The 22893-nt window shown below is 67.6% G+C and carries 20 protein-coding genes and 2 pseudogenes; 6 read left to right on the top strand and 16 right to left on the bottom strand.

The genetic code is table 11. The features are described 5' to 3' along the window. Positions 1-86: 86 nt before the first annotated feature. Complete coding sequence (locus OHS70_RS13855; protein ID WP_328397240.1) at positions 87-1364, top strand: thymidine phosphorylase; 1278 nt, start codon at positions 87-89, stop codon at positions 1362-1364. A gap of 51 nt (positions 1365-1415) precedes the next feature. Here OHS70_RS13855 and OHS70_RS13850 read toward each other — a convergent pair whose 3' ends face one another. Then, the gene (locus tag OHS70_RS13850) at positions 1416-2033 is read right to left on the bottom strand and encodes a TIGR03086 family metal-binding protein (RefSeq protein ID WP_328405614.1); all 618 of its coding nucleotides are present in this window, start codon (positions 2031-2033) and stop codon (positions 1416-1418) included. A 220-nt stretch (positions 2034-2253) separates the two neighbouring features. Here OHS70_RS13850 and OHS70_RS13845 point away from each other — a divergent pair, with 220 nt between their 5' ends. Then, the gene (locus OHS70_RS13845; RefSeq protein ID WP_328405612.1) at positions 2254-2520 is read left to right on the top strand and encodes an STAS domain-containing protein; all 267 of its coding nucleotides are present in this window, start codon (positions 2254-2256) and stop codon (positions 2518-2520) included. Between the two features lie 26 nt (positions 2521-2546). Here OHS70_RS13845 and OHS70_RS13840 read toward each other — a convergent pair whose 3' ends face one another. The 5 genes from OHS70_RS13840 to OHS70_RS13820 form a co-directional block, all read right to left on the bottom strand. Continuing rightward, a complete protein-coding gene (locus OHS70_RS13840) occupies positions 2547-3083 on the bottom strand; it encodes a SixA phosphatase family protein (RefSeq protein WP_328397238.1) in 537 nt (178 codons plus the stop codon). Between the two features lie 59 nt (positions 3084-3142). Next, a complete protein-coding gene (locus tag OHS70_RS13835; RefSeq protein WP_328397236.1) occupies positions 3143-5059 on the bottom strand; it encodes a protein-arginine deiminase domain-containing protein in 1917 nt (638 codons plus the stop codon). A 249-nt stretch (positions 5060-5308) separates the two neighbouring features. Beyond that, positions 5309-6319, bottom strand: coding sequence for a sigma-70 family RNA polymerase sigma factor (locus OHS70_RS13830; protein WP_328397234.1), 1011 nt, complete (start codon positions 6317-6319; stop codon positions 5309-5311). Positions 6320-6410: 91 nt separating this feature from the next. Then, positions 6411-7100 carry a L,D-transpeptidase family protein gene (locus tag OHS70_RS13825; RefSeq protein WP_328405610.1) on the bottom strand — a complete coding sequence of 230 codons (690 nt, stop codon included), beginning with the start codon at positions 7098-7100 and terminating at the stop codon, positions 6411-6413. Between the two features lie 223 nt (positions 7101-7323). After that, the gene (locus OHS70_RS13820; RefSeq protein ID WP_328397232.1) at positions 7324-8607 is read right to left on the bottom strand and encodes an MFS transporter; all 1284 of its coding nucleotides are present in this window, start codon (positions 8605-8607) and stop codon (positions 7324-7326) included. 62 nt (positions 8608-8669) lie between these two features. On the opposite strand from OHS70_RS13820, the gene OHS70_RS13815 reads away from it, so the two are divergent. After that, the gene (locus OHS70_RS13815; protein WP_328397230.1) at positions 8670-9623 is read left to right on the top strand and encodes a LysR family transcriptional regulator; all 954 of its coding nucleotides are present in this window, start codon (positions 8670-8672) and stop codon (positions 9621-9623) included. Positions 9624-9731: 108 nt separating this feature from the next. On the opposite strand, the pseudogene OHS70_RS13810 reads toward OHS70_RS13815, so the two are convergent. Further along, a pseudogene (locus tag OHS70_RS13810) lies at positions 9732-10042 on the bottom strand (helix-turn-helix transcriptional regulator); the annotation flags it as partial. 56 nt (positions 10043-10098) lie between these two features. On the opposite strand from OHS70_RS13810, the gene OHS70_RS13805 reads away from it, so the two are divergent. The 3 genes and pseudogenes from OHS70_RS13805 to OHS70_RS13795 all read left to right on the top strand — a co-directional run bounded on the left by OHS70_RS13805 (position 10099) and on the right by OHS70_RS13795 (position 12267). Next, complete coding sequence (locus OHS70_RS13805) at positions 10099-10566, top strand: hypothetical protein (RefSeq protein ID WP_328397228.1); 468 nt, start codon at positions 10099-10101, stop codon at positions 10564-10566. Then, a complete protein-coding gene (locus tag OHS70_RS13800; protein WP_328397226.1) occupies positions 10563-11111 on the top strand; it encodes an NIPSNAP family protein in 549 nt (182 codons plus the stop codon). The genes OHS70_RS13805 and OHS70_RS13800 overlap by 4 nt, the downstream gene beginning before the upstream one ends. A gap of 456 nt (positions 11112-11567) precedes the next feature. Next, a pseudogene (locus OHS70_RS13795) lies at positions 11568-12267 on the top strand (transposase). A 4-nt stretch (positions 12268-12271) separates the two neighbouring features. On the opposite strand, the gene OHS70_RS13790 reads toward OHS70_RS13795, so the two are convergent. From OHS70_RS13790 to OHS70_RS13745, 9 genes are all read right to left on the bottom strand, one after another. After that, positions 12272-12664 (bottom strand): hypothetical protein, encoded by a 393-nt coding sequence (locus OHS70_RS13790; protein WP_328397224.1) that lies wholly within the window; start codon positions 12662-12664, stop codon positions 12272-12274. Between the two features lie 16 nt (positions 12665-12680). Beyond that, a complete protein-coding gene (locus tag OHS70_RS13785) occupies positions 12681-12965 on the bottom strand; it encodes an SMI1/KNR4 family protein (RefSeq protein WP_328397222.1) in 285 nt (94 codons plus the stop codon). Positions 12966-13181: 216 nt separating this feature from the next. Beyond that, a complete protein-coding gene (locus OHS70_RS13780) occupies positions 13182-13667 on the bottom strand; it encodes a hypothetical protein (RefSeq protein WP_328397220.1) in 486 nt (161 codons plus the stop codon). A gap of 546 nt (positions 13668-14213) precedes the next feature. Then, positions 14214-14627 carry a hypothetical protein gene (locus OHS70_RS13770; protein WP_328397216.1) on the bottom strand — a complete coding sequence of 138 codons (414 nt, stop codon included), beginning with the start codon at positions 14625-14627 and terminating at the stop codon, positions 14214-14216. A gap of 23 nt (positions 14628-14650) precedes the next feature. Beyond that, positions 14651-19354 carry a putative T7SS-secreted protein gene (locus OHS70_RS13765; protein WP_328397214.1) on the bottom strand — a complete coding sequence of 1568 codons (4704 nt, stop codon included), beginning with the start codon at positions 19352-19354 and terminating at the stop codon, positions 14651-14653. After that, on the bottom strand, positions 19354-19998 hold the full coding sequence (locus tag OHS70_RS13760) for a hypothetical protein (RefSeq protein ID WP_328397212.1): 645 nt from the start codon (positions 19996-19998) through the stop codon (positions 19354-19356). The genes OHS70_RS13765 and OHS70_RS13760 overlap by 1 nt, the downstream gene beginning before the upstream one ends. After that, positions 19995-20510, bottom strand: a complete 516-nt coding sequence (locus OHS70_RS13755; protein ID WP_328397210.1) for an SseB family protein — start codon at positions 20508-20510, stop codon at positions 19995-19997. Before OHS70_RS13755 ends, OHS70_RS13760 begins: the two co-directional genes overlap by 4 nt. A gap of 151 nt (positions 20511-20661) precedes the next feature. Beyond that, the gene (locus OHS70_RS13750) at positions 20662-20895 is read right to left on the bottom strand and encodes a hypothetical protein (protein ID WP_328397208.1); all 234 of its coding nucleotides are present in this window, start codon (positions 20893-20895) and stop codon (positions 20662-20664) included. Further along, complete coding sequence (locus OHS70_RS13745) at positions 20895-22559, bottom strand: putative T7SS-secreted protein (protein ID WP_328397206.1); 1665 nt, start codon at positions 22557-22559, stop codon at positions 20895-20897. Before OHS70_RS13745 ends, OHS70_RS13750 begins: the two co-directional genes overlap by 1 nt. Positions 22560-22893: the final 334 nt, after the last annotated feature.

The raw sequence follows: 22893 nt of genomic DNA, 5'->3' as shown, positions 1-22893 counted from the left end.
TGCGGAAGGGCCGTCGCCCTTCATCCTCTCTATGCGCGTAGAGTCGCGCACCAGTACGACGTACGTACCGCCGGAAGGAAGTCACCATGGACGTCATCTCCGTCATCCGCACCAAGCGCGACCGCGGCGAGCTGAGCCCCGAGCAGATCGACTGGGTCATCGACGCGTACACCCGCGGAGAGGTGGCCGACGAGCAGATGTCCGCCCTGGCCATGGCCATCCTGCTGAACGGCATGAACCGTACGGAGATCGCCCGCTGGACGGCCGCCATGATCGCCAGCGGTGAGCGCATGGACTTCTCGTCCCTGTCCCGCCCGACCGCCGACAAGCACTCCACCGGTGGCGTCGGCGACAAGATCACGCTGCCGCTCGCGCCCCTGGTCGCCGCCTGCGGTGCGGCTGTCCCGCAACTGTCCGGCCGCGGCCTCGGCCACACCGGCGGCACGCTCGACAAGCTCGAGTCCATCCCCGGTTGGCGGGCCCTGCTCTCCAACGAGGAGATGCTGCACGTCCTCGACACCACCGGCGCGGTCATCTGCGCGGCGGGCGACGGACTGGCCCCCGCCGACAAGAAGCTCTACGCCCTGCGCGACGTCACCGGCACGGTCGAGGCCATCCCGCTGATCGCCTCCTCGATCATGTCCAAGAAGATCGCCGAGGGCACCGGGTCGCTGGTCCTGGACGTCAAGGTCGGCACGGGCGCGTTCATGAAGAACATCGAGGACGCCCGTGAGCTTGCCTCCACCATGGTCGGTCTGGGGACCGACAGCGGCGTGAAGACCGTCGCGCTGCTCACCGACATGTCCACCCCGCTCGGACTGACCGCCGGCAACGCCCTGGAAGTCCGGGAATCCGTCGAGGTCCTGGCCGGCGGCGGCCCCCAGGACGTCATCGACCTCACCGTGGCCCTCGCCCAGGAAATGCTCGTCGCGGCCGGCATCAAGGACGCCGACCCGGCGAAGGCGCTCGCCAACGGCTCCGCCATGGACGTCTGGCGCCGCATGATCGCCGCGCAGGGCGGTGACCCGGACGCCGAGCTCCCCGTCGCCCGCGAGCAGCACGTGATCACCGCCCCGTCCTCGGGCGTGCTCACCCGCCTCGACGCGTACGACGTCGGCATCGCCGCCTGGCGCCTCGGCGCGGGCCGCGCCCGCAAGGAGGACCCGGTCCAGGCGGGCGCGGGAATCGAGATCCACGCCAAGCCCGGTGAGCCGGTGACCGAGGGCCAGCGCCTGCTGACCCTGCACACGGACACCCCGGAGAAGTTCGAGTACGCCCTCCAGTCCCTGGGCTCGGCGTACGACATCGCTCCGACGGGCGCGGAGTTCACCCCGAACCCGATCGTGCTGGACCGTATCGCCTGACGTTGCAGCTGCCTGCGCGTGAACGGGACCGGTGGTCCGCCACCGGTCCCGTCAGGCACACGTCATCCTCCGCTCCGGCAGGTCCGGTCGGGGCGCGGGAGGAGCCCAGCCGGGGTTACGGCCGAGGTGGCGCAGCAGCTGATCGGCCTCGGTTCCCGGGGCGCCGTCCGGGGCCGCCACCACCGGGGCGAAGGCGAACGCGCGCAGCTGCTCCGTCCACGGTTCCCCCGCCACCGCGAGCAGAGGCTGCGCCAGCGACGCCGGCAGCGGCAGATCCTGGCCCGTGGCCACGGCTATGTCCCAGGCGTGCACGGCCGCGTCGAGGGCGCACGCCCCCGCGCCGACCCACAGAGGCAGCGGTCCTACGGGCAGCGGCGTGGTGACGGTCTCGGCATCGGTGGGCACCGTCTGCCAGGCGGCGGAGACCCGGTCCAGGATCTCGTCCAGCTCCTTCACCGGGTCGGCCTCGAAGGCGTCGGCCGGCTGGAAGGGATCTGACTCGGGACGTCCTTCACCCGTGATGAAAGCGCCGTACGCCTGCTGGTCCAGCCGTGCGTGATTGAGCACCTGGCGCACGGTCCACTCAGTGCAGGGTGTCGGGCTTCCCCAGGCGTCGGCAGGCACCCCCCGCACCGCCGCGCGCAGATAGGCGTGTGCCTGCTGGACCAGCTGCAGACCGTCGATCTAGGACATCAGATCTCCCCTGTGTCGTCGTCCTTGTCGCGCTCGTGGTCGTGCTCATGCCCATGGCAATCTTATGGGCACGGCGTGACGGTCGATCGGGGTTGTTGCGTCGGTGATCCGTCCCTCCGGCCCGTCGCACGCGATGAGTTGCGTCCGCCGCAGCCGTCTCCCTCATGTGGATGCCATCGAGCCTGTGGTCGTGCGTATGGCCGGGAGGATCACCCCGGCCGATGGACTCCGTCTGTGCGAGGAGCTGGCAGCACAGCTGGGCCGCGCCGGCACCGGGGAAGCGGCCGCCGGGGACGTGATCTGCGACGTCGGCGGCCTCACCCAGGTGAGTCTCGCCGTCGTCGACGCCCTTGCCCGGCTCCAGCTCACCGCCCGCCGGCTCGGCGGCCGCCTCCGACTGCACGGAGCCCCGCCCGAGTTGCTCGCGCTGCTGGTGCTGGTGGGCCTGGACGAGGTGGCGTGATGCGCTGTGCTACGGCCGGGGGAGCCTCACGAACGCTGCCCGCGCGCCACCTCGAAAGCGGTCAGCCGCGCCACACCCGGGCCGAGAAAGGCCCACGAGCCCTGCCACTCCAGTACGGCGATCGCGCAGGTCGGGAACTTCTCCCTGGCGCGGGCCAGGGCATCGTCCGCGGATGTGCGGGCCACGCTCAGCACCAGCTCCTGGACGGCCGGATTGTGGCCGACCAGGAGCACGGTCTTTGTCCCGGGTGCCGTACGGCGAAGGGTCTCCAGGAGCTCACGGGCACCGGCGTGATACAGGTTCGTGTCATGGACCACGGGCGGCGGCGCGTCCAGCGCCGCCGCCGCAAGCTCCCATGTCCGGCGGGCCCTGACGGCGGTGGAGCAGAGCACGAGATCCGGCACATGTCCGCAGCCGCGCAGCCACCGGCCGGCAGCCGGGGCATCGCGGCGCCCTCGCTTCGCCAGCGGGCGGTCGTGGTCGTCCACCTCCGCCGGCCACGAGGACTTGGCATGCCGTACCACGATCAGTCGGCGCACCACCGTCACCCGACCCACCTCCATCTCATGCCCCTGGACCTGATCGTACGGTGGGCCGAGCGGCGGGGTCCGTCTCGTGGACGCTACGGCCTCCACCACGGCGCGGACGCATCACGCAGCGTGTTCGTGCCGCAGTGCACCTCGCCCGCACCGAGGTGGTAGGTGTACCAGTCGTCGAGGTACGACACCTTCATGCCCGCTCCGGAGTATGCGGCGTTCACAGCAGAGGTGAAGATGTCCTTGCCGCCGATGACCGGGCCCCATTGGCGCGGGGCCAGATAGCGGTTGTCACCGAGCACGATGCCGTTGACCGCCCCCGGGACGTACGCGCTGGTCATGACGGATTCCCGGGCCGCGGCGCCGTCGGCGTGCCGCGCGAGCTCCTTCTGCTGTCCGTACTCGCGGACCGCGTCCGGTGCCTTGCCTGCGCCCATCCGCGTCAGCCGCGGCATACGGTTGCCCTGCTCCTCGTCCCCGGTACCCCGTGTGTACAGGGCAGGCACGCGCACGACCTCGGCGTCCGTCACGCCCGTCTCGCGTTTGAGGATCTCGAGGTTCGCCTTGATCCCCTGGGCGGCCATGGTGTTGTCCTTCACCAGCCACTTCGATGCCAGCGCCTGGTCGATGGTCTCCTTGGGGGCGGGCAGGCCACGGGCTCCCGGCACCGAGAACATGCGCGTCCTGCCATGACCGGCCGCCTTCGCCTCGCGCAGCAGCCGCAGTCCTGCTTCGGGGTCGGCGATCCCGATCTTCCAGCCGCGCGGCGTGTCGGCGGGCAGGAACTGGACGAACTCGTCCACATGCCCCACGTGCAGCCACGAGGTGTCAAGAAGCAGCGGGTCCTGGAAACCCTGGGACTTCAGCAGGGTCCGCATCGCCCGTGCGGGCTTGGAGCCGTTGTCCTTGCGCTCGCCCATGATGATGCGTCCGGCCGGGAAGGACCGGCCGCCGTACGAGTGCGGAGGGATGGTCTCCAGGTTCCCCATCGAGTTGAGGGTCCACTCCTCCGAGTCACGGACCCCGGACACCTGGACGACTCCCACGCCGTTGCCGCGCAGCTTCTCGAACAGCTCCCGCCCGGCCTCGCGGTCCGCCTGCGCCGAGCGCAGCATCACGCGTATCGCCTGGCGCCGTCCGTCCGGGCCGGTCATGCTGACATAGCCGGGCTCGACGAAGTCCTGCGCCCAGATGTCCCCGTACTTGTCGAAGGTCAGCAGCGGCTTGCCGATCCCGGCCGATGCGACCTCCGCCGCAAGGCCCTTGACGAACGCCTGCTGCTGACGCGCGAATTGGTCCTTGCCCTTCACCTTGGTGACCAGCAACTGCTGTGCCTTCTGCAGATGGTGGTGCGTGAGCAGGGGTGCGACCCGCAGGGTGACGTCGTCCGAGGTGCTGTGCCCGCCGGAGGCCACGGTCAGGCGGATCACGGCGCGGCCGTCCCAGACCGTGCTGTCGCGGATCACGTCCCTGCCTTCGACGCCGAATTCCACACCGGAGCGGAGCTCTGCGGCGGTCAGCCGGGTGGTGGCAGTGACCTGGGTCCAGCCGGTGGAGCGTTTGACGAAGACCCGTGTCTTGCTTCCGCCCTTCACGACCTTCAGGGTGCCCGACGCCGTGGCGGGCAGGTTCGTCATCGGCACGGAACGCACCCGAGCCAGGTCCGCCGCGTCGGCGGAGCCGTTCACCTTGGAGTCGGCCGCGTCGTTGCAGGCCGCCAGCTTGGCATCCGACAAGGGCCGACCGTTTGCGCCCTTGACCGGACACCGCTTGGTGTCGTCATCGATGTTGGGGAGGAGGACCGCTCCCCTCCTGGCCGACCAGGTGTCCTCATCTGCCGTGTCGGTCGCGCCGGTGACGTCCACCCGCCCGTCCCGGTTCACGTCCGCCCGGAGGTCGACCCGGGGCGGATCCGCCGCGAACGCCGGTGACACGGGCGCCAGTACGGCCCCGATCACGGTGAGAGCCAGCGCGGCACGGCTCGAATGCCTCGTACCCAACATGCGTCCCTTCCTGAACTTCGGGTGTCAGGCCCGAAGAGGGAAGGGACGCGGGAACCGTTGCGTGCCGACGCCGGGATCATCCCGGAGACGTGCGAGGGCCCTACCGAGGGAGGAGAAGACGTTCACCCAGGGCAGGTTGAGGAATGAGGCATCCTGCGGTAGAGGCACGGGACGTTGCGACGTGGCCGAACTGGGCCGTCGTCACGTCCGGTCATGAGAGACATGCATGGCCCGGATCCGGTCCTACACCTACAGGTCCGCCGAGCCCGCTGGTGCGCCCTCCTTGTCCAGCCGCTGCGGCAGCTCGAACAGCGGGAACCAGCGCTTGGTGTCCAGGAAGAAGTCCATCCCGCCCACCTTGCCGTCCGAGATCTCCAGAACGATCAGCGCCCACGGCTCGTACCCGTCGCCCGATTCGCTCGGGTGGTAGTGCGCGAAGGCCGGGGCACCGTTCGCCACGGTCGGCACCAGCTTCGAGCCCCGGCACACGTCGCCGACGCCGAGCATCCAGCCCACGATGTCGTCGTGGCCGCGCAGCCACAGGTCGTACGGAGGCATGGACATCGTGGCGTCCTCGTGCAGCAGCGCCGTCAGCGCCTGCATGTCGTACCCCTCGAAGGCCGCCACATACCGGTCCAGGAGTTTCTTCTGCTCCTCGTCCAGCGGGTCGGCCGTATCACTCGCGGCCGGCGACGACTCGGCGAGCGTCGCCCTCGCCCGCTGCAGGGCACTGTTGACCGAGGCGACCGTCGTGCCCAGCAGTTCGGCGACCTCGCTCGCCTTCCAGGCCAGCACCTCGCGCAGGATCAGCACGGCCCGCTGCTTGGGCGGCAGATGCTGCAGCGCCGCGACGAACGCGAGCCGGATCGTCTCGCGCTCGACCGCTGTCTCCGCCGGGTCCACGACGGACGGCAGCACCCGCCCGTCCGGCGCCGGCTCCAGCCAGGTGACCTCCGGGCGGGCGCTGAGCCGGGCCTGGGCCACCGGTGTCGGGTCGCTCAGGTCCATCGGGCGGGCCCGGCGGTTGCCGGCGTTGAGCATGTCCAGGCAGACGTTCGTCGCGATCCGGTAGAGCCAGGAGCGCAGGGAGGAGCGGCCCTCGAACTTGTCGATGTTCCGCCAGGCGCGGACCAGCGTGTCCTGCACCGCGTCCTCCGCCTCGAAGGCGGAGCCGAGCATGCGGTAGCAGTAGCCGGTCAGCTCTCTGCGGTGCCGCTCCAGCCTGGATTCCAGATCCTGTGTCGTTGCGAGATCGCTCATCGGGTTCACCCCTGTTGCCCGTCGGCCCAGCGCTCTGACCGGCACTCCGGCCATTACTTCGGAACCTACAGGAAGGGACCGACAATGCGGGTCACGTTCCGGGCTTGCGCCCGTACACGTACACATCGTCCCCGTTCCGCAGGAGATTCCAGTACGCTTTCGCGTCCGCCGAGCGCATGTTGACGCAGCCGCCCGAGCCCGGCGGGTTCCACATCGACTTGGTCGTCGAGTGGAAGGCCTGCCCGCCGTCGAAGAACTGCGAGTACGGCATCGACACGTGGTAGATCGTCGACCAGTGGTTGATGCTGCGCCAGTAGATCTTCTTCAGGCCGGTACGGGTCTCGGTGCCGTTCTTGCCGGTCCGCACCGGCACCGGGCCGTACTTGAGCCTGCTGCCGTCCTGGACCCAGCTCAGCTGCCTGGTCAGGTCGACACAGGCGATCCGGCCCTTGTTCGTCGGGCACTTGCCGGCCGCGTTCGGATTGTTCCCGGCCGCCTTCTGCGCCAGCATCGTGTTCATCGTGCGCCAGGTGATCGGCCCCGCGTAGCCGATGGTCGGGGTGATCCCGTGCTTGGCCTGGAAGGCACGGATCGCCTGGCAGTCGGCCGCCGACTGCCGCCCGTCCACCGGGCGCCCCAGGAACTTCTCCACCTGCTTCTGGTACGGCCCCGTCGACGTGGTGCACGACGCCGCATGTGCGGTCCCGCTGCCGAGCACGACCGTCAGCGGGACCACCAGACCGGTCAGCCCGAGCACCACGCCCGCGCGTCTTTTCGATATCGCTCTCGCCCTTGTCACAGCCCCCAGCTCCCCTTCACGCACCGTGCGGGTGGTTTGCCGGTTGAGACACGCGAAGGGGAGCTTCAGTTGCACGGACCGGTGCGTATTTCGGTGCGTATTTCGGTGCGTATTCGGGGGTGGACTCCGGGGTGGATTCAGGTGTGGCTTCCCCGTACGCAGACCGGTCCCGGAACCGGCCCGGGACCGGGGACGGGGCGCGAGATCAGTGCTGCACGGCCGGCGCCATCAGCCGTTGCCGGACCCGAGCGGCATGCGACCCGTACAGCGTGATCGACACGACGCCGAGCACCGCGAGCAGCCCCAGCGCCACCGTTCCGCTCCAGCCGCCCGCGTGGAACGCGACAGCGCCGAGCGTGCCGCCCGCGCTGCTGCCCAGGTAGTACGCGGACTGGTAGAGCGCCGACGCCTGCGCGCGGCCCGTCTTCGCCGTACGGCTCACCGACGACGAGGCGACGGCGTGGCCGGCGAAGAATCCGGCGGTGATCAGCACGAGGCCCAGCAGCACCCCGGTCAGCGAATCCGTCAGCGACAGCAGCAGGCCCGCGGCGGTCGTGGTGACCGCCAGATACAGCGCGCCGCGCCGCCCGAGCCGGCCGACCAGCCTGCCCGCGGCCGCCGAGGAGACCGTACCGACGAGATAGACCAGGAAGATCGAGCCGACGACGCCCTGCGGGAGGGAGAAGGGCTCCTCGACCAGCCGGTACCCGATCACCGTGTAGACCGCGCCGAAGACGGTCATGAACAGCGCGCCGATCGCGTACAGCCGCATCAGCAGCGGGTCGGCGAGGTGACCGCGCACCGCCCTGGCGAGGGCCGTCGGGTTGAGCGAGCCGGGCGTGAAGTGCCGTGCCTTCGGCAGCATCGCGCGGAACACCAGCGCGCACGCGAGCGCCATCAGGCCGACTGCGGCGAGGGCGGCGCGCCAGCCCCACAGCTGCGCCACCCAGCCGGTGACGATCCGGCCGCTCATACCGCCGATGCTGTTGCCCGCCACGAAAAGGCCGATCGCGGCGACCAGGGCCTTGGGCCTGACCTCCTCGGCGAGATACGCCATCGCAGAGGCCGGCAGCCCGGCCAGGGCCGCACCCTGCACCGCGCGCAGGGCCACCAGCCACTCCAGGTTCGGTGCGAACGGCACCAGCAGCCCCACCACGACGGCGACCGCGAGGGACACGGTCATCACGGAGCGCCGCCCGAACCGCTCGGACACCGCGCTCAGCGGCAGTACGCACAGAGCCAGCGCGCCCGTCGCCGCGGAGACCGTCCAGCTGGCGGCGCTCGCGCTCACGCCGAAACCGGCGGAGACCGCGGGCAGCAGCGCCTGCGTGGAGTAGAGGAGGGCGAAGGTCGCCATGCCGGCGGCGAAGAGCGCGAAGCTCATCCGGCGGTAGCCGGAGGCGCCGGGAGCGAGCCGGGTGTCGGAGGAGACGGGGGACTGCGAGGCGGCGCCCACGACGGTGGGCGCCTTGGTACTTGCGGGAGGCATACATCGAAGTTAGGGCGCTCATTTTCATGCGTCCAATGCATGGAATGCCGATAATCGTTCCCATGGTGCATGAACACAGCTCAGAGCCTCGCCTGTCACCGAGTAGTTACGAAGAAGACATCGCGCTGCAGCTCGCGCCGCGGCTCGCGTACTTCGCCGGGGTCGCCCGCCACGAGCACGTGACGCGCGCCGCGCAGGAGATGGGCGTGCCCCAGTCGACGCTGTCACGGGCGATGGTCCGTCTCGAACAGGACCTGGGCGTCGCATTGTTCGCCCGCAAAGGCCGCAATGTCTCCCTCACCCCGGCCGGCCGCACCTTCCTCGCCTCCGTGGACCGGGCGCTGGCCGAGGTCGAGCGTGCGGCCGAGTCGGTCCAGGCGGACGCGGACCCACGGGCGGGCAAGGTCGCCTTCGGCTTCCTGCACACCATGGGCTCGGAGACCGTGCCGGAACTGATCCGGGCCTTTCGCGTGGACCATCCCCGGATCCGTTTCACCCTCGTCCAGAACTACGGCGAGGCGATGATCGAACGGCTCCGCTCGGGTGAGCTCGACCTGTGCCTGACCTCCCCGGTCCCTGACGCCCCCGACCTGGTCGCCCGCCGCCTGGACGAACAGCGCCTGCGCCTGGTGGTCCCCGACGACCACCGCCTTGCCACCCGCAAGCGCATCCGCCTGGCGGAGGCGGCCGACGAGACGTTCGTGACCCTGGAGCCGGGCTACGGCCTGCGCCGTATCACGGACGACCTGTGCGCGGAGGCGGGCTTCACCCCGAGGGTCGCTTTCGAGGGCGAGGAGGCGGAGACTCTGCGCGGCCTGGTCGCGGCGGGCCTGGGCGTGGCCCTGCTGCCACCGCCGGCGGTGGCGCGCCCCGGCGTGGTGGAACTGACGGTGACGGCGCCGAGGGCGGTCCGCGAGATCGGGGTGGCATGGCTGGACGGCCACCCGGACACGCCACCGGTGGCGGCGTTCAAGCGGTTCCTGCTGTCGCGTCGGGGGCAGTTGCTGCCGGACTGAGGCGCTACGGCTGCGGGTCGGCCGCCAGCCCGAGGAACCCGGCCCAGGCGAGCGGCGAGACGGTCAGCACGGGACCGGCCTTGTCCTTCTCCCAGCATCTTCCCCATGCTTGAGCTGGGCGGTGGCGAGCGCCTCGCCGAGGCCGAGCTCGGCGGCGGCGCCGGGGAGCGCGGCGAGGAACGCGGCCTGCGCCTCGTCCGCGGTCAGTCCGGTGAGCCGGGTCCGGTGGCCGTCGACCAGCCGGTAGCCGCCGGGTGTCCAGCGGCGTCGTACAGCGGGACACCGGCGGCGCCGAGCGCCTCGACGTACCGGTGGACCGTACGGACGGAGACCTCCAGTTCCTCGGCCGGTGGCTGGGCCGTCATCCGGCCCCGGTTCTGGAGCAGCAGAAGCAGGGAGACCAGTCGGCTCGCCCGCATGCCGCTCGATATCCACTGACAGTAGATGTCAGTGGAGTGCCCATAGCTTGCGGCGCATGAACGACTTCGACTTCCTGCACGGCTCCTGGGACGTGGCCAACCGCCGTCTCACCGCACCGCTCGGCTCCGGCCCCGCCACCTGGGTGGAGTTCCCCGGTAACGCGGTGGTCCGGCCGCTGTTCGGGGGTGCCGGCAACATCGACGAGATCACCTTCCCCACACTCAGCCGCCAGGGCGTGACCCTGCGGCTGTTCGACCGCGAGACGGGGCACTGGTCGATCCACTGGTCCGACAGCCGGACGGGCCGACTGGATCCGCCGGTGGTCGGCGGCTTCACCGGCGACCGCGGTGACTTCCATGGCGAGGACACCTACGACGGCCGCCCGATCCGGTTGCACTTCACCTGGTACCGCCTCGGCCCGGACACCGCCCGCTGGGAGCAGGAGTTCTCCGCCGACGACGCCCGCACCTGGGAGCTCAACTGGACCATGGACCTCACCCGCACCGGGTGTGCCGGCATATGAGCATCGTCGAACTCCGGCAGTACACCCTGCACCCCGGAGCCCGGGAGACACTGATCGAGCTGTTCGAGCGCGAGTTCGTGATCGGCCAGGAGGCGCTCGGCATCACCGTCGGCGGCCGGTTCCGCGACCTGGACGACCCGGACCGCTTCGTCTGGCTGCGCGCGTTCCCCGACATGACGCGCCGTGGGCGCTCGCTGGAGGCCTTCTACACCGGCCCGGTCTGGCGGGAGCACCGCGACGCGGCCAACGCCACCATGATCGACAGCGACGACGTCCTGCTGTTGCGCGGCCCGGGCTTCACATCGGCGCCGGGCACCCGTGAGGTGGTCGCGACCGTCTGCCATCCGTCCGACGCGGCCGCCTTCGACGCGTATGCCGCCCGGCACCTGGGCCCGGGCCACGCGCTGCACCGCACCGAGCACGCCGAGAACGACTACCCCCTCCTGCCCGTCCGCACCGGGGAGGACGTCCGGGTCTGGTTCGGCCCGGCGGAGTCACCCCCCTGGCCGACCCGGCGGCTGCGGCTCGAACCCGTGACGACTTAGCTGGTCGGCGAGCCAAGGCGAGAGGAGGGCGGAGAACTCTTGGTCAGAAATATGGACGCCTCCCCAGCCGAACCGCTCCCACGCCTGCGCCCGCTGAAGAACGGGAAGCGGAATATCAAACGCAGTACGGAATGCGGCGATGAAAGAGATGACGCCGAACGCCGAACCCAACTTGTCCCTGGAAAGCAAGGCCAGTTCCACTGCACCCTTGCCTTCCGCGTGAGCCGCCCTCAGTTCGTCCGCTGTTCTTTCCAGATCACCCATCTCGCACCCAACTTGCCGCTCTGCCCTGAGCACTGACTGTGGTGTGAGGACGGGGCTCACTTGTCGTGAGACCCGTCCTCACATACGAAAGTTCGATTATTCCTACCTTCGAGCTCGGGAGATGTCCTGGTCGGGCGTGACCGGTGTGTCGATTCGGCCGTTCGTGATGATGTGAGTACTCGGCCGTGGACCGTGGACGATGACTTGTGGGCGTTGATCGAGCCGCTGCTGCCGCCGTGGCCCGAGAAGTCGCCCGGGCCACGGCCGGTGGCGGACCGGCTCTGCCTGCAAGGCGTCCTGTACGTCCTCTACAACGACGTCGCCTGGCAACTCCTCCCGCTGGAGTTGGGGTTCGGCTCCGGGCAGACCTGCTGGCGACGCCTGGTGCGGTGGCAGCAGCCGGTGTCTTCGACCAACTGCACCGGATCGTGCTGGCCGAACTGAACGCGGCCGGCCGCCTCGACTGGTCGAGGGCCTGCGTGGACGGCGATCTGCGACGGACGTGGCACCCCGCTCAAGGTCATCACCACCGCGGCGAACGTCAACGATGTCACCCAGACGTTGGCCTTGGTCGACGGCATTCCGCCCGTCGCAGGCCGCCCCGGACGGCCACGCCGCCGACCCGAGGCTCGGCGACAAAGGCTACGACTCCAACCTCAACCGGGAAGAGCTGCGTAAACGACGGATCCTGCCCGTCATCGCCCGCAAAGGTGCCCCGAACATCAAGGGCATGGGCAACCTCCGCTATGTCGTCGAGCAGACCTTCGCCCTGCTCCACCACTTCAAAAGACTCGCCATCCGATGGGAACGCCGCACCGAACTCCACGACGCATTCATATCCCTGGCCTGCAGCCTCATCTGCTGGCGACGCCTCAACAAGCCTGAATCCTGAGGGTTCAGAAGGGCAGCGGTTCGGCGTCGAGTGACTCGGTGTATCCCAGGGCCCACTGCCCGGGGACGGTCGCACAGATCGCCTCCAGGTCAGCCCGGGTCCGGCCCCGGACGTGCAGCCAGCTGTGGACGCCCAAGCCGTCTTGGCGCAGCAGCTGCCCCGGGGCGGAGAACCAACGCACTGGAAAGTCCTCCGGACCCGTCCACATCGGGTAGTCGGGCAGTGCGACCCGCTGGAAGCGTTCGGGCACCGCACCAAGCAGGTCCGCCGACAGCTCGCACGCGTTGTACAGCCGACCTCCACCGCCGAACAGCGCCTCGCTCAGTACGAGCTCAACGCAGGCCAGGGACACCCGGTCCAAGAACTGCACCCAGCCGTGCCGCGCCTGGACGAACACCGGCGGATCGTCCTGATCAAGGTCGCGCAGGCGCACGCCCCAGAAGGCGCAGCCCTGATTCTCGCTGCGGAAAACGAGGACACCGCCGCGCGCCCAGGAGCATGTAGACCTCACGCAGCGCGGCCGGCAGGGAGCAGCCGAGCGTCGCCTCGGCCCGCGCCAATTCCGCTGCTGGCGTGCCGTCGCCCTCGGTCAGCCGCTCGCCCCAAGCAGCGGCGAAGCCGCGAATGAACGTCCACGCCCGCTCCCGGTCGGAGATTCCGCCGTCCAGAGCCTCGGCCACGTCGAACGCGCCAGTCATGCTGCGAACCGTACCGGAAGCACCCGCCGCATCACCGAGAGACGACCAGGCAGCCGAGAGCAGCCAGACCGGGCCGGTCCGAAGCTCTGGTGGATCCTCCGAGGCACGCATGAATCCGACGCACGCCATGACCCGACCACACTCGCCAAGATCGTGTTACGAGCTCTTCGTGAACCCGTGCTGGCGTTGGCTGCGTACTGGTACGCGATCTTCGCGTCACCCCAGGCTGACGCTCCACACATCTCCGTGGCCCAGCCACGAGCCGTTGCGCTCCTCGTTGTCATTGCTGACCAGGACCGACACCTTCGTCGAAACCGCGCGGTACTCCAGGAAATCACCCTGATCGACGACTGTCAGAGGCGGAAGACCCGAGGTCCTTTCGATCTCGCCGCGCAGCTCCTCCCAGGACACATGCTGAGGAAACGCGGTCTGCATCTCTTCCTGCCACCGCCGTGCCATTTCGTAGAGGGAACCAAGCCTGTGAAGCTCAATGGCACCACCCGAAATCGCCCATTCGGAATCGAGATTGAAGTAGAACTCCACGAAACCGTAGTCTCTGCGCATGGTGAGCCCGTCGTCGCCGACCACGTCGATGAACGTCGCATGGATGGCTCGGTCAACCTCGGCAAGGATCGAACCGAGCCCTACCCCGTACAGCTTTCCCGTCGCGACGAACGACGCCATCAACTGAACAGCGGTCACGGGCAGTTCTCCAACCTGTTCCCCAGAGTGCTTCGGTTCTGCAAGCCCAAGTCGCCATCTTCGTAGGTGAGTTCAATGGGGGTTCCGATGAGGTCCCCGATGATTGCGAAGAAGCGTGGGTAGACTTCTTCCTGTGAACTGTTTCGCCGGGCCGATACGCTCCGTCTGAGTGAGGGGATGCATGCCGTCCTGGTTCCAGGTGACGGTCACCGGATCGGAGAGGTTCTCCCCACGGTCGTCTGCTCGCAGAGAGTGACGCCATCCCAAGTGAACGAATCTGTTCCACCACCGTGCCGTTGTCGTCCGCCAGGCGCTGTTTGGCGATGCGGCGCCCCGGTGCGTCACTTCGATACCGCCCGCCACATCGCCCCGTTCGGTGTGATGACAGACGTGAGGCGGTCCTCCGCATCCCAGTCGTACCGCCAGGTCTCGGGCTTTCGGGACAGGCGGCTCGTCTGCCGCAGTACGATCCGCCCCCGGGCGTCGCGCTCATAGCGCACGCTGCCGACCGTGGCGCGAGCGACGGTCTGCGAAGTCCCCAGCGGCCTAATCCACCGGCAGGCTCACGACCCAGTAGTCGTATTCCTCTGCGGTGACTCCGCAGATGTGATGACCGCTGATGGAGCGAGCGACAAACTCAATCCTCTTCTGGTCGTCTGTCAAGAAGGACACATCAGTTCGCGGACTGAGTCGCACGCGAACCCAACCCGTTGGGCGGCTTTCCGTCTCGAAGGTTGCGATCAGGAACGACCCATCCGCGGCGAAGACTCCCGCACTACGTGCATGCTGCATCCAGAGTCGGGTTACCTCGCTTGCCGTTTCTTCCGAGTTCAAGGGAACGGTGGCCACCGGCTCGACCTCAAAGTTCGACATGGCGCGACCGGCTTCTTCAATGGTGACGCCAGGAACGGATCCCTGCGTTTCCAGGACTTCGAGACCGCTCTCCCTGATTCTGCTCACTGCTGCCGACTCCTCGCGCCTCATCAGTTTCCTTCGTAGAAGAAGTGATGGTCGCCGCCATCCTTGTCAAGCGCCCTGTAGCGTTCCATTCTGCCGTATCCCTCGACGGAATTATCCCAGCCGAAGTTCACAAAATTTCGGCTCCGCTCTTCCGGGGTGAAGCCCTTGGGGGCTCCAGCGTGAAAGTGTGGGCCGGCCGGGTCGTGGGTGTGCTCTACAACGACACGGGCACCGTCATCGGTCTCGAATTGACGAAAGTTGCCCCAATGGGTTGGATCCTTCGAGTAAACGTGACCCGGCATATGTTTCATGGTTTTGTCGCCCATTACAACCCATTGTGCATCCGGAGTGGTCCCATAGGGCACTCCGGCGACATCAAAAGCCGCCCTCTCGGCGTCCTGCCGATGCTTGAACGGGTTGCTCTTTTCTCCCTTGGGCGGACACTCAGGTGCTAGGCCGTACGGGTCAATCCACGTATGAGGATTGTGGACATAGGTGGCTGGATTGGGCGCGGCGGCGAGACCCAGCGGGTCAAGGGTGAGGTAACGGGCTGTTTCTGGGTCGTAGTGCCGGTGAAAGTTGTAGTGGAGGCCGGTTTCGGGGTCGAAGTACTGGCCGGGGAAACGTAGGGGTGTGTACGTCGTGCTCGTCGTTGCCCAGGTCGTTGCGCCCCAAAGTGTGCGGCGCAGGTGCCACGCCAGGTCGCCCGACTCATCGATGAGCTCGCTCGGAGCGCCGACCAGATCGGTGATGATGGAGAAGAAGCGTTCGTCGATGATGTCCCGCGGAGCATCCGCGTCGACGATGCGTTCTGTCTGGGCGAGCGGGCGTAGGCCGTCGTGGTCCCAGGTGAGGGTCACGGGGCTGGGCAGGTTCTGGACGTCGGTCGTCTGTTCGCACAGCGTCGTGCCGTCCCAGGTGAAAGTGACCTGTTCCAGCACCATCCGGTTGTCCTGGGCGAGGCGTTGCTTGGCTATGCGACGTCCGAGCGCGTCGTAGTCGTAGCGCCAGACAGTCCCATCCGGCGTGGTGACCGAGGTCAGTCGGTCTTCGGCGTCCCATTGGTACAGCCATGTGTCCGGCTTCCGAGAGAGGCGGGTTTTTTGCCGGAGCACGATCCGCCCTTGAGCGTCGTGTTCGTATCGAACGCTGCCGGCCCGCGTGATGCGCGTGCCCGCGTAGAGGCGAGTGCCAGTAGCCTCCCCACCCGGATGTGAGGAAGGCCAGGACGCCTCGCGCTGGTTGCCGGCATCGTCGTACGCATACCGCTCGGTCCAGTTGACTGCGCGAACTGACGTGACCCGTCCGACCACATCCAGCTCGAAGGTGCGGGCCCCGGAGAGCTGATCGTCAAAGCCGAGCAGGTTGCCGTCTCCTCGGTAGGAGAACCTGCGGCGTTGGATGCTGCGGCCATGACCAGTGACCTGCTGGTCAGTGAGGCGCCCCATCGAGTCGAACTCGTGTCTGAGTATGAGGTTCTCGCCGATATGACGAGCCAACTCCTGTCCTGCGGCATCGCGTTCGAAAGTCAGTGTGCGACCGGATGTCGTGAGCTCGCTGCGACGTCCCGAAGCGTCGTACACCCAAGTGCTGACCGCGCCGAACGGTGTCGTCCGGCCTATGCGACGCCCGAGGAGGTCGTATTCGAAGGAAATCGTGCGGCCGTTCACAGTTTCGGACCTGAGCCGGCCGAAACGGTCCCGCAGCCGGGTGAGGATCGCGCTTGGACTGGATGCGACGGCCAACTCGTCGAAGATGTCGTATTCGTAGGTGGTGACGACACCCTCTGAGTCTTTACGAAGCAGCTGACCGAGTTCGTTGTGCTCGAATCGGATGGTTTGACCGAGGCCGTTGGTGTAAGAGGTCAGTCTGCCGGACGCGTCATAGGCATACGTGAGTCTGCGGTCGTCGAAGTCGGTTTCGGATATGAGCCTGCCGACGGGGTCGTACTCGTAGTTCCACGTCAAACCCTGGGAGTTGGTGACCTGGGTGAGTCGAAGACTCGAGTCGTGCGTGAAGGTGTAGCGCACGCCGTCCGGGCCGGTTTGGGCAGCCAAGAGGGCGAAATCGGTGTACTCGAAAGTTGAGACCTCACCCATCGCATTGGTATGGGTGAGACAGTTGCCCTCACCGTCATAGGTCCACGACTGTTGGGTACTGTCCGCCTCGACGCGCCGGGCGAGTTTGCCCTCCACGGTCCACTCCAAGCGGGTGACCGCTCCGAGGGCGTCGAACAGGGCCACGGGGCGGCCGAAGGCATCCCGCTCGTAGCGGGTGGTCGCGCCCAGAGGGTCGGTGACGGCGACGGGTAGGCCTGCCTTGTCGCAGCGCACAGTGGACGTGTGCCCGAGAGCATCCGTCAGCGATGCCAAGTGTCCGGTGTCGTCGTACGAATAGCGCGTGGTTGCACCCGAAGCGTCCGTGACTGCCGTGCGGTTGCCTCGCTCGTCGAAGGCCTGTCGTGTCACTACACCGCCGGCTCGGACAACGGCTGTCGGGCGCCCGAGATCGTCGTATTGCGCGGTCCGGTGCCGCCCGTCCGGACGGACCACTGTTGTCAGTCGACCGTGCTCGTCGTAGGTAGAGCGGGTGAGGTGGCCGAGCGCGTCCGTGAGGGCCAGTAGTCGGTTGTGCCGGTCGTACTCGAATCGCGTCACCGCGCCAGTCGCATCGACCTCGGCGACGACCTGGGAGCGTTCGTTGATCACGAATCGCTTCGTGTGACCCAGTCCGTCGGTCATGGACGTCATGCGCAGGCCGGTGTCCGGGTCGGTGTCGTCCCACGTGAAGCGGGATTCCATGTGCCCATTGCTGCCGGTCTGGTAGACGCAACGATCTTGGTCGTCGTAGACGTAGTCGTAGTGGCTGCCGTTGGTGTCTGTCCACGAGGTGATGCGGCCGTGCTCGTCGTAGCCGAACCGAAGTGGCCTGCCCGAGGAGTTGATGACGTCGGTGAGGTGGCCGTCGGTGTAGCCGTAGCGGAGGACCTCCTGGTCACCGCCGTCGGGAGCCGCGCCCGCCAGGTGGAGGGCGGTGATCCGGCCGTCGCTGGTGGTGAGTTTGAGGTGGTAGCCGCCGTGGTGGACGATCGAGGTGGGGGCGCCGGCCTCGTCGTACTCGAAGGAGATCCAGCGGCCGTTGCGGTCGTCGATCTGGGCGAGGAGCGCCAGTTCGTCGCTGTGGTCGGCGAAGTGCCAGACCTGGCCGGTGTCGGGATCGGTGATGGTGTAACCGTCGTCCACCCGGTTTAGGGGCCAGCGCCGTCCGTGCGTGGGCATGACCGGGACACCGGGTGCGGGATGCGGGTAGGCGAGCAGGCTGCCCTCGTCGCAGCTGAAGATGACGCCTTCGGAGTCGATCACAAGGCGTTGGTCGACAGTGGATGACCATCCGGGCCCGAACCAGCCCAGGGCGCGTCGCGAGGAGTCGAAGGTGCGCTTGAACACCAACTGCAGTGAGCCCGGGAGGGCGATGTCCGTCTGGGGCAGGAGCATCCTGCCGGTTGCGACATCGATGGGGTCGCCGTCGCACCTTGTCGCGGAGCACTGCTTGCCGTTGCTGTCCGGGTTCTTGTCGTGGTCCCCCCGGGTGCCGTCGGGCTTGCCGTGTCGCATGCCTGCGCGGAGGCCGCCTCGTAGGAGTCCTGAGCCCTTGGTGCCGATGAGTTCGGGTATGAGGCGTCCGATGAATTCGGAGGGGTCGCCCTTGGCGGCGTCCCAGGCGTTCTTGAGGGCGCGGTCGGGGTTGGCGGCGGTGGAGACGAGGCCGGCGAGCGTCATGTTGACGCCCTTGTAGTACTCGGCCGGGTGGGTGAGGTTGTAGATGTCGAGCGGGTTGACCGAGCGGACGAAGTTGACCAGGCCTGCGGTGCCCTTGACGATGCCGCCCAGGAGATGCATGTTCTCCACGCCGTTGGCCACACCCCAGTCCGCGAGCTCGAGCTTGAGCTTCTCGCGGCCCTTCGGCTCTTCGGGGGCGTGGGCCAGTGCGGCCCTGACGGCGTCTTTGGCGATGTCGGCTGCTTCGTTGCGTGCCTTGCGGGCGTCGTCGAGGATCTCCTGTGCGCGGGTGCACAGGGCATCACCCGGATCCGTACCGGGCTTGGGCAGGGGTTTGTCGCTGTCGCGGGAGGCCTCGTAGGCGGCCACGTCCTTCGCGTGCGCCGCGGAGGCATGTCGGCCTTCCTTGTAGAGGGCGATGGCTTCGCGGGCCTTGCTCTGCGCGCTGGTGATGGCGTTGGAGTAGCGCTCCAGGGCGCCGGCGGCGGCTTCGAAGGCGTCGGCGGCGTGCAGCCAGTCGGTGGGCAGGGTGGAGAACTTCTTGCGGAAGGTGTCGGCCCCCTCGCCCTTCCAGTGGCTGGAGTCGAGTCTCTTCATGCCGGCGCCGACCAGGTCGAACGCCTTCTGGAAGTCACGCAGGTTCTTCACCGAGTCGGCGATCTTCGTCGGGTTGCCGTGGATCAGCTCGTTGGCCTCCTCGGTCTGGCCGAGCTGCTGCTCACCGACCTCAGCGCCCAGCGAGGAGGCCCACTTGTCGCCCGTGTCCTCGACAATTTCGGCCACCGCGGCTTGGCCGTGGTCCCGCAGGTATGCGCCGGCCTTGTCGCTGGCGTAGTCGACGCCCTCGCCGACCAGCTCCTTGCCCTTGTCGATCCCCGCGTCGACCCCGTCGACGATCTTGTCGGTCGCCTTGCCGGCAAGGTCACCGAGGACCCCCCAATCCCCCATCAGCGGCTCTCCCCCCACCGCGGCTCCTCGGCCTGCGCGACCGTCGCCTCGTCCGGATCGAACATCTCACGGAACTCCGCATCCATCTGCTCACGCAGCTCCGGATCGACCAGACCCGAGCGCTCCATCGAGTCCATCTGCGCGTCCATCACGTCGTACCCGGTGTTCTTCCAGGTCTGCTTCACCTCCCCGTGGGCTTCGACCATGGACTCGGCGCTCCAGTCCGCGTTGTCCCAGGTGTGCTGATCGCGGATGGTGTCCCAGCGCATCTTCTTGACGTCGTCCTCGCTCAGGTGAGGGTTCCCGTTGAGCGAGTTGACACCGATCTTGATCGAATCCTTCACGTACTGCTCCTGCTCGGCGTACGAACCGGCCGACAGGCCCACGCCCTGCGCGAAGGCGTTCCCCTTCAGCGTCAGGGCCCGCACGCCCCACTCCCAGCGCTCGCAGAACGTCGTGAACTGCTCCGTCAGTCCGGCGTGCCCCAACTCCATGCCGGACAGGGCGAGATCCGAGAACCCCCGCCCGGTGGTCGCCTCACCGATCATGCCGAGCTCCTTCAGCTCGGCATGCGCCAGATCGATGCCCATCGCGATGGCCAGCAAAGCCACCGGCGGCGCCTGCAGATCAGGATCCCCGCTCACACTGTCCCCCCGAGATCAACCGCCACCGCATCGGGCACAATGCCCGCAACCGGCGGAAACAACATGCCCCCGTCACTGCCCGCATCAAGCGCAACGCCCGCAGGCCCCGGCAGCATCGGCACCATCACATCCAACAGGCGCGCACCCAGAACCGTCCGGTACGTCCACTCCCGCTCCGCCTCCCCGCGCGCCCGCGCGAAGTCGGCCAAAGCCTCCTCGTCCGAGAACGCACAGATCCACCGGACCCCGCCCTGATCCGCGGTCCACAGACTCCCGTACGCATCGAACGGCACCAGCACAGCAGTACGCCGGAATTCACCCAGCAACGCGGCAAACTCACGCCTTGCCATGGTCAGTTGATCGTCCGGCGTCAGCGGTTCGGCGTCCGAAGCGGCAGCCGGATGCGCCTCTTGCGAGGGTGGTTCCGGCGGTGCGTCCGGCGGCGTATCGACCAAGTCGGCCAGTTTTGAATGCTGTTCGGGCCCCGTTGCTTCATCCCCGTGATCGGCCATGCTCAGGATGCTGCCATGGTCAGCTTCCCGACAGCAACGAGCTAAATCCGGCCATTTATTGTCATAAGTGGTGTGCCAGGTGACACAGTTCTGTACGGGGCCGGCCTTCCGGGCCGTGCTGTGCATCCGGTCGGCCACCCGGGGTCGGGCGTCAGCTGACGCTCATCCCGCGGTCGGGCCACTCTGACGTCTCGTCATACATTGCATTGATCTTCCGCGATGCCTTGAGGAACGCATAGTTGATTTCGCCGTCGACGGGGCGTGGTCTACGCGTCCTGGTGTCCATGAGGAGTCGGTGCGGCGGATCTTCCGTGTCGAAACCGTACATGTACTCCACTGAGTCGACCGACTCGGAGACCTTGCGGAAATAGACGAGCGAAGCCATTACCATTCACCTTCCAGGTCTTCCCGCTTGAACAGGGGGACCTTTTGTTCCCAATTGTAATTACTGTTCGCGTGGCGGTGCGCCTCCTGGTAGGTCGATCCCGGATTGTCGCGGAGATATCCGAGCTCGGCAATCTCGTGCTCGAGGAGAAGATGGTCTTCCGGGAGTGCGTTGCCGGACCGCAGCCGGATCCACGCATCTGCGATCTCGGCGTCCGCGTCGAACTTCCGCACCACGACCTTCCCCGTTTCCGGGTCGACGATGGGATGCTCGGTGTCGAAGACGTGCTTCTTCACCGAAGCGATCTCGTCTTCCGAGAACCCCGTCGACCCATCGCCTCGCTCCACGTGGCGGGACTGCTCGGAGATCGAGGACACATCACGAGAGTCCTTCATGAAGCTTTCGTAGGCTTCCTCCGCCCAGCGGGTCTGCGCAGGGTCGTCCAGGAGGTCTCGCGGGCGTCTTCGGGCCCCGGTCATCCACTCGTCCGGCACTCTCCCGGCCCCGCCGGCGCCGGGAAAGCGGTGTCGCATGCCTGCACGGAGGCCGCCTCGTAGGAGTCCTGAGCCTTTGGTGCCGGCGGCTTCGGGTATCAGGCGGCCCCAGAACTCGCTGGGGTCGCTTTTCAGGGTTTCCCAGGCGTTCTTGAGGGCGCGGTCGGGGTTGGCCACGGTGGAAGCGAGGCCGGCGAGCGTCATGTTGACGCCCTTGTAGTACTCGGCCGGGTGGGTGAGGTTGTAGATGTCGAGCGGGTTGACCGAGCGGACGAAGTTGACCAGGCCTGCGGTGCCCTTGACGATGCCGCCCAGGAGATGCATGTTCTCCACGCCGTTGGCCACACCCCAGTCCGCGAGCTCGAGCTTGAGCTTCTCGCGGCCCTTCGGCTCTTCGGGGGCGTGGGCCAGTGCGGCCCTGACGGCGTCTTTGGCGGTCTCGGCTGCTTCGTTGCGTGCCTTGCGGGCGTCGTCGAGGATCTCCTGTGCGCGCTCCATCTTGGTGATGCCCGGGTCGGAGAGTTCGCCGGGGTGGGGCAGGGGGCTGTCGCCGGTGCGGGCGGCCTCGTAGGCGTCGGCCTTCTTCTTGTAGTCGGCCCGGGCCTGGTCGGACTCTTTCTTGCCCTCCTTGTAGAGGACGATGGCTTCGCGGGCCTTGCTCTGCGCACTGGTGATGGCGTGGGAGTACCGGTCCAGCGCACTGGCAGCGTCGTCGAACGCGTCGGCGGCGTGCAGCCAGTCGGTGGGGAGCGTGGAGAACTTCTTGCGGAAGGTGTCGGCCCCCTCGCCTTTCCAGTGGCTGGAGTCGAGCCTTCTCATACCGGCGCCGACCAGGTCGAACGCCTTTTGGAAGTCGCGCAGGTTCTTCACCGAGTCGGCGATCTTCGTCGCGCTGCCGTGGATCAGCTCATTCGGCTCCTCGGTCTGGCCGAGCTGCTGCTCACCGACCTCCGCGCCGAGTGAGGAGGCGGTGCGGTCACCCCAGTCCGTGACGAGATCGGCGGCTGCCTTGTGGCCGCGGTCCTCGAGGTACTGGCCGGCCTTGTCGGTGGCGTAGTCGACGCCCTCGCCGACCAGCTCCTTGCCCTTGTCGATCCCCGCATCGACGCCGTCGACGATCTTGTCGGTCGCCTTACCGGCAAGGTCACCGATGATTCCGAAATCCCCCATCAGCGGCTCTCCCCCCACCCCGGCTCCTCGGCCCGCGCGACCGTCGCCGATTCGCCCAGCAACACCGCAAACCTGCGGCGATCGCCCGGCAGTTGCTCAACCCGCGTTGTCCGCCCAGCGACTACCGCGACACCCGGACGAACCCTCCCGGGCGCCCGAGCTGGTCGTACATCTGTCAAGTCGGCGTGTATTGAACGCAGTTCGGGCCTTGTTGCTTCGCCCCCGTGATCGGCCATGCCGGTCATGCTGACATGATCGGCTTCCCGACAGCAACGGACTGAAATGATCAGACGCAGTCATGAGCGGCGTGGTTCCCGCCGCGAGTTGCCCGAAC

Source organism: Streptomyces sp. NBC_00390 (assembly GCF_036057275.1).
Lineage (GTDB): Bacteria > Actinomycetota > Actinomycetes > Streptomycetales > Streptomycetaceae > Streptomyces.
The sequence above is the reverse complement of the archived record's forward strand: the minus strand, read 5'-3'. Positions and strand labels throughout refer to the sequence as shown.

Coding starts and splice junctions, on each gene's coding strand:
- OHS70_RS13830 (WP_328397234.1), bottom strand. CDS start 6,319: ATGAGCGATCTCGCAACGACACAGGATCTGGAATCCAGGCTGGAGCGG.
- OHS70_RS13785 (WP_328397222.1), bottom strand. CDS start 12,965: ATGACTGGCGCGTTCGACGTGGCCGAGGCTCTGGACGGCGGAATCTCC.
- OHS70_RS13745 (WP_328397206.1), bottom strand. CDS start 22,559: ATGGGGGATTTCGGAATCATCGGTGACCTTGCCGGTAAGGCGACCGAC.
- OHS70_RS13755 (WP_328397210.1), bottom strand. CDS start 20,510: ATGGCCGATCACGGGGATGAAGCAACGGGGCCCGAACAGCATTCAAAA.
- OHS70_RS13840 (WP_328397238.1), bottom strand. CDS start 3,083: ATGGAGGTGGGTCGGGTGACGGTGGTGCGCCGACTGATCGTGGTACGG.
- OHS70_RS13820 (WP_328397232.1), bottom strand. CDS start 8,607: ATGCCTCCCGCAAGTACCAAGGCGCCCACCGTCGTGGGCGCCGCCTCG.
- OHS70_RS13845 (WP_328405612.1), top strand. CDS start 2,254: ATGGCCGGGAGGATCACCCCGGCCGATGGACTCCGTCTGTGCGAGGAG.
- OHS70_RS13855 (WP_328397240.1), top strand. CDS start 87: ATGGACGTCATCTCCGTCATCCGCACCAAGCGCGACCGCGGCGAGCTG.
- OHS70_RS13800 (WP_328397226.1), top strand. CDS start 10,563: ATGAGCATCGTCGAACTCCGGCAGTACACCCTGCACCCCGGAGCCCGG.
- OHS70_RS13750 (WP_328397208.1), bottom strand. CDS start 20,895: ATGGCTTCGCTCGTCTATTTCCGCAAGGTCTCCGAGTCGGTCGACTCA.
- OHS70_RS13835 (WP_328397236.1), bottom strand. CDS start 5,059: ATGTTGGGTACGAGGCATTCGAGCCGTGCCGCGCTGGCTCTCACCGTG.
- OHS70_RS13815 (WP_328397230.1), top strand. CDS start 8,670: ATGGTGCATGAACACAGCTCAGAGCCTCGCCTGTCACCGAGTAGTTAC.
- OHS70_RS13805 (WP_328397228.1), top strand. CDS start 10,099: ATGAACGACTTCGACTTCCTGCACGGCTCCTGGGACGTGGCCAACCGC.
- OHS70_RS13765 (WP_328397214.1), bottom strand. CDS start 19,354: ATGGGGGATTGGGGGGTCCTCGGTGACCTTGCCGGCAAGGCGACCGAC.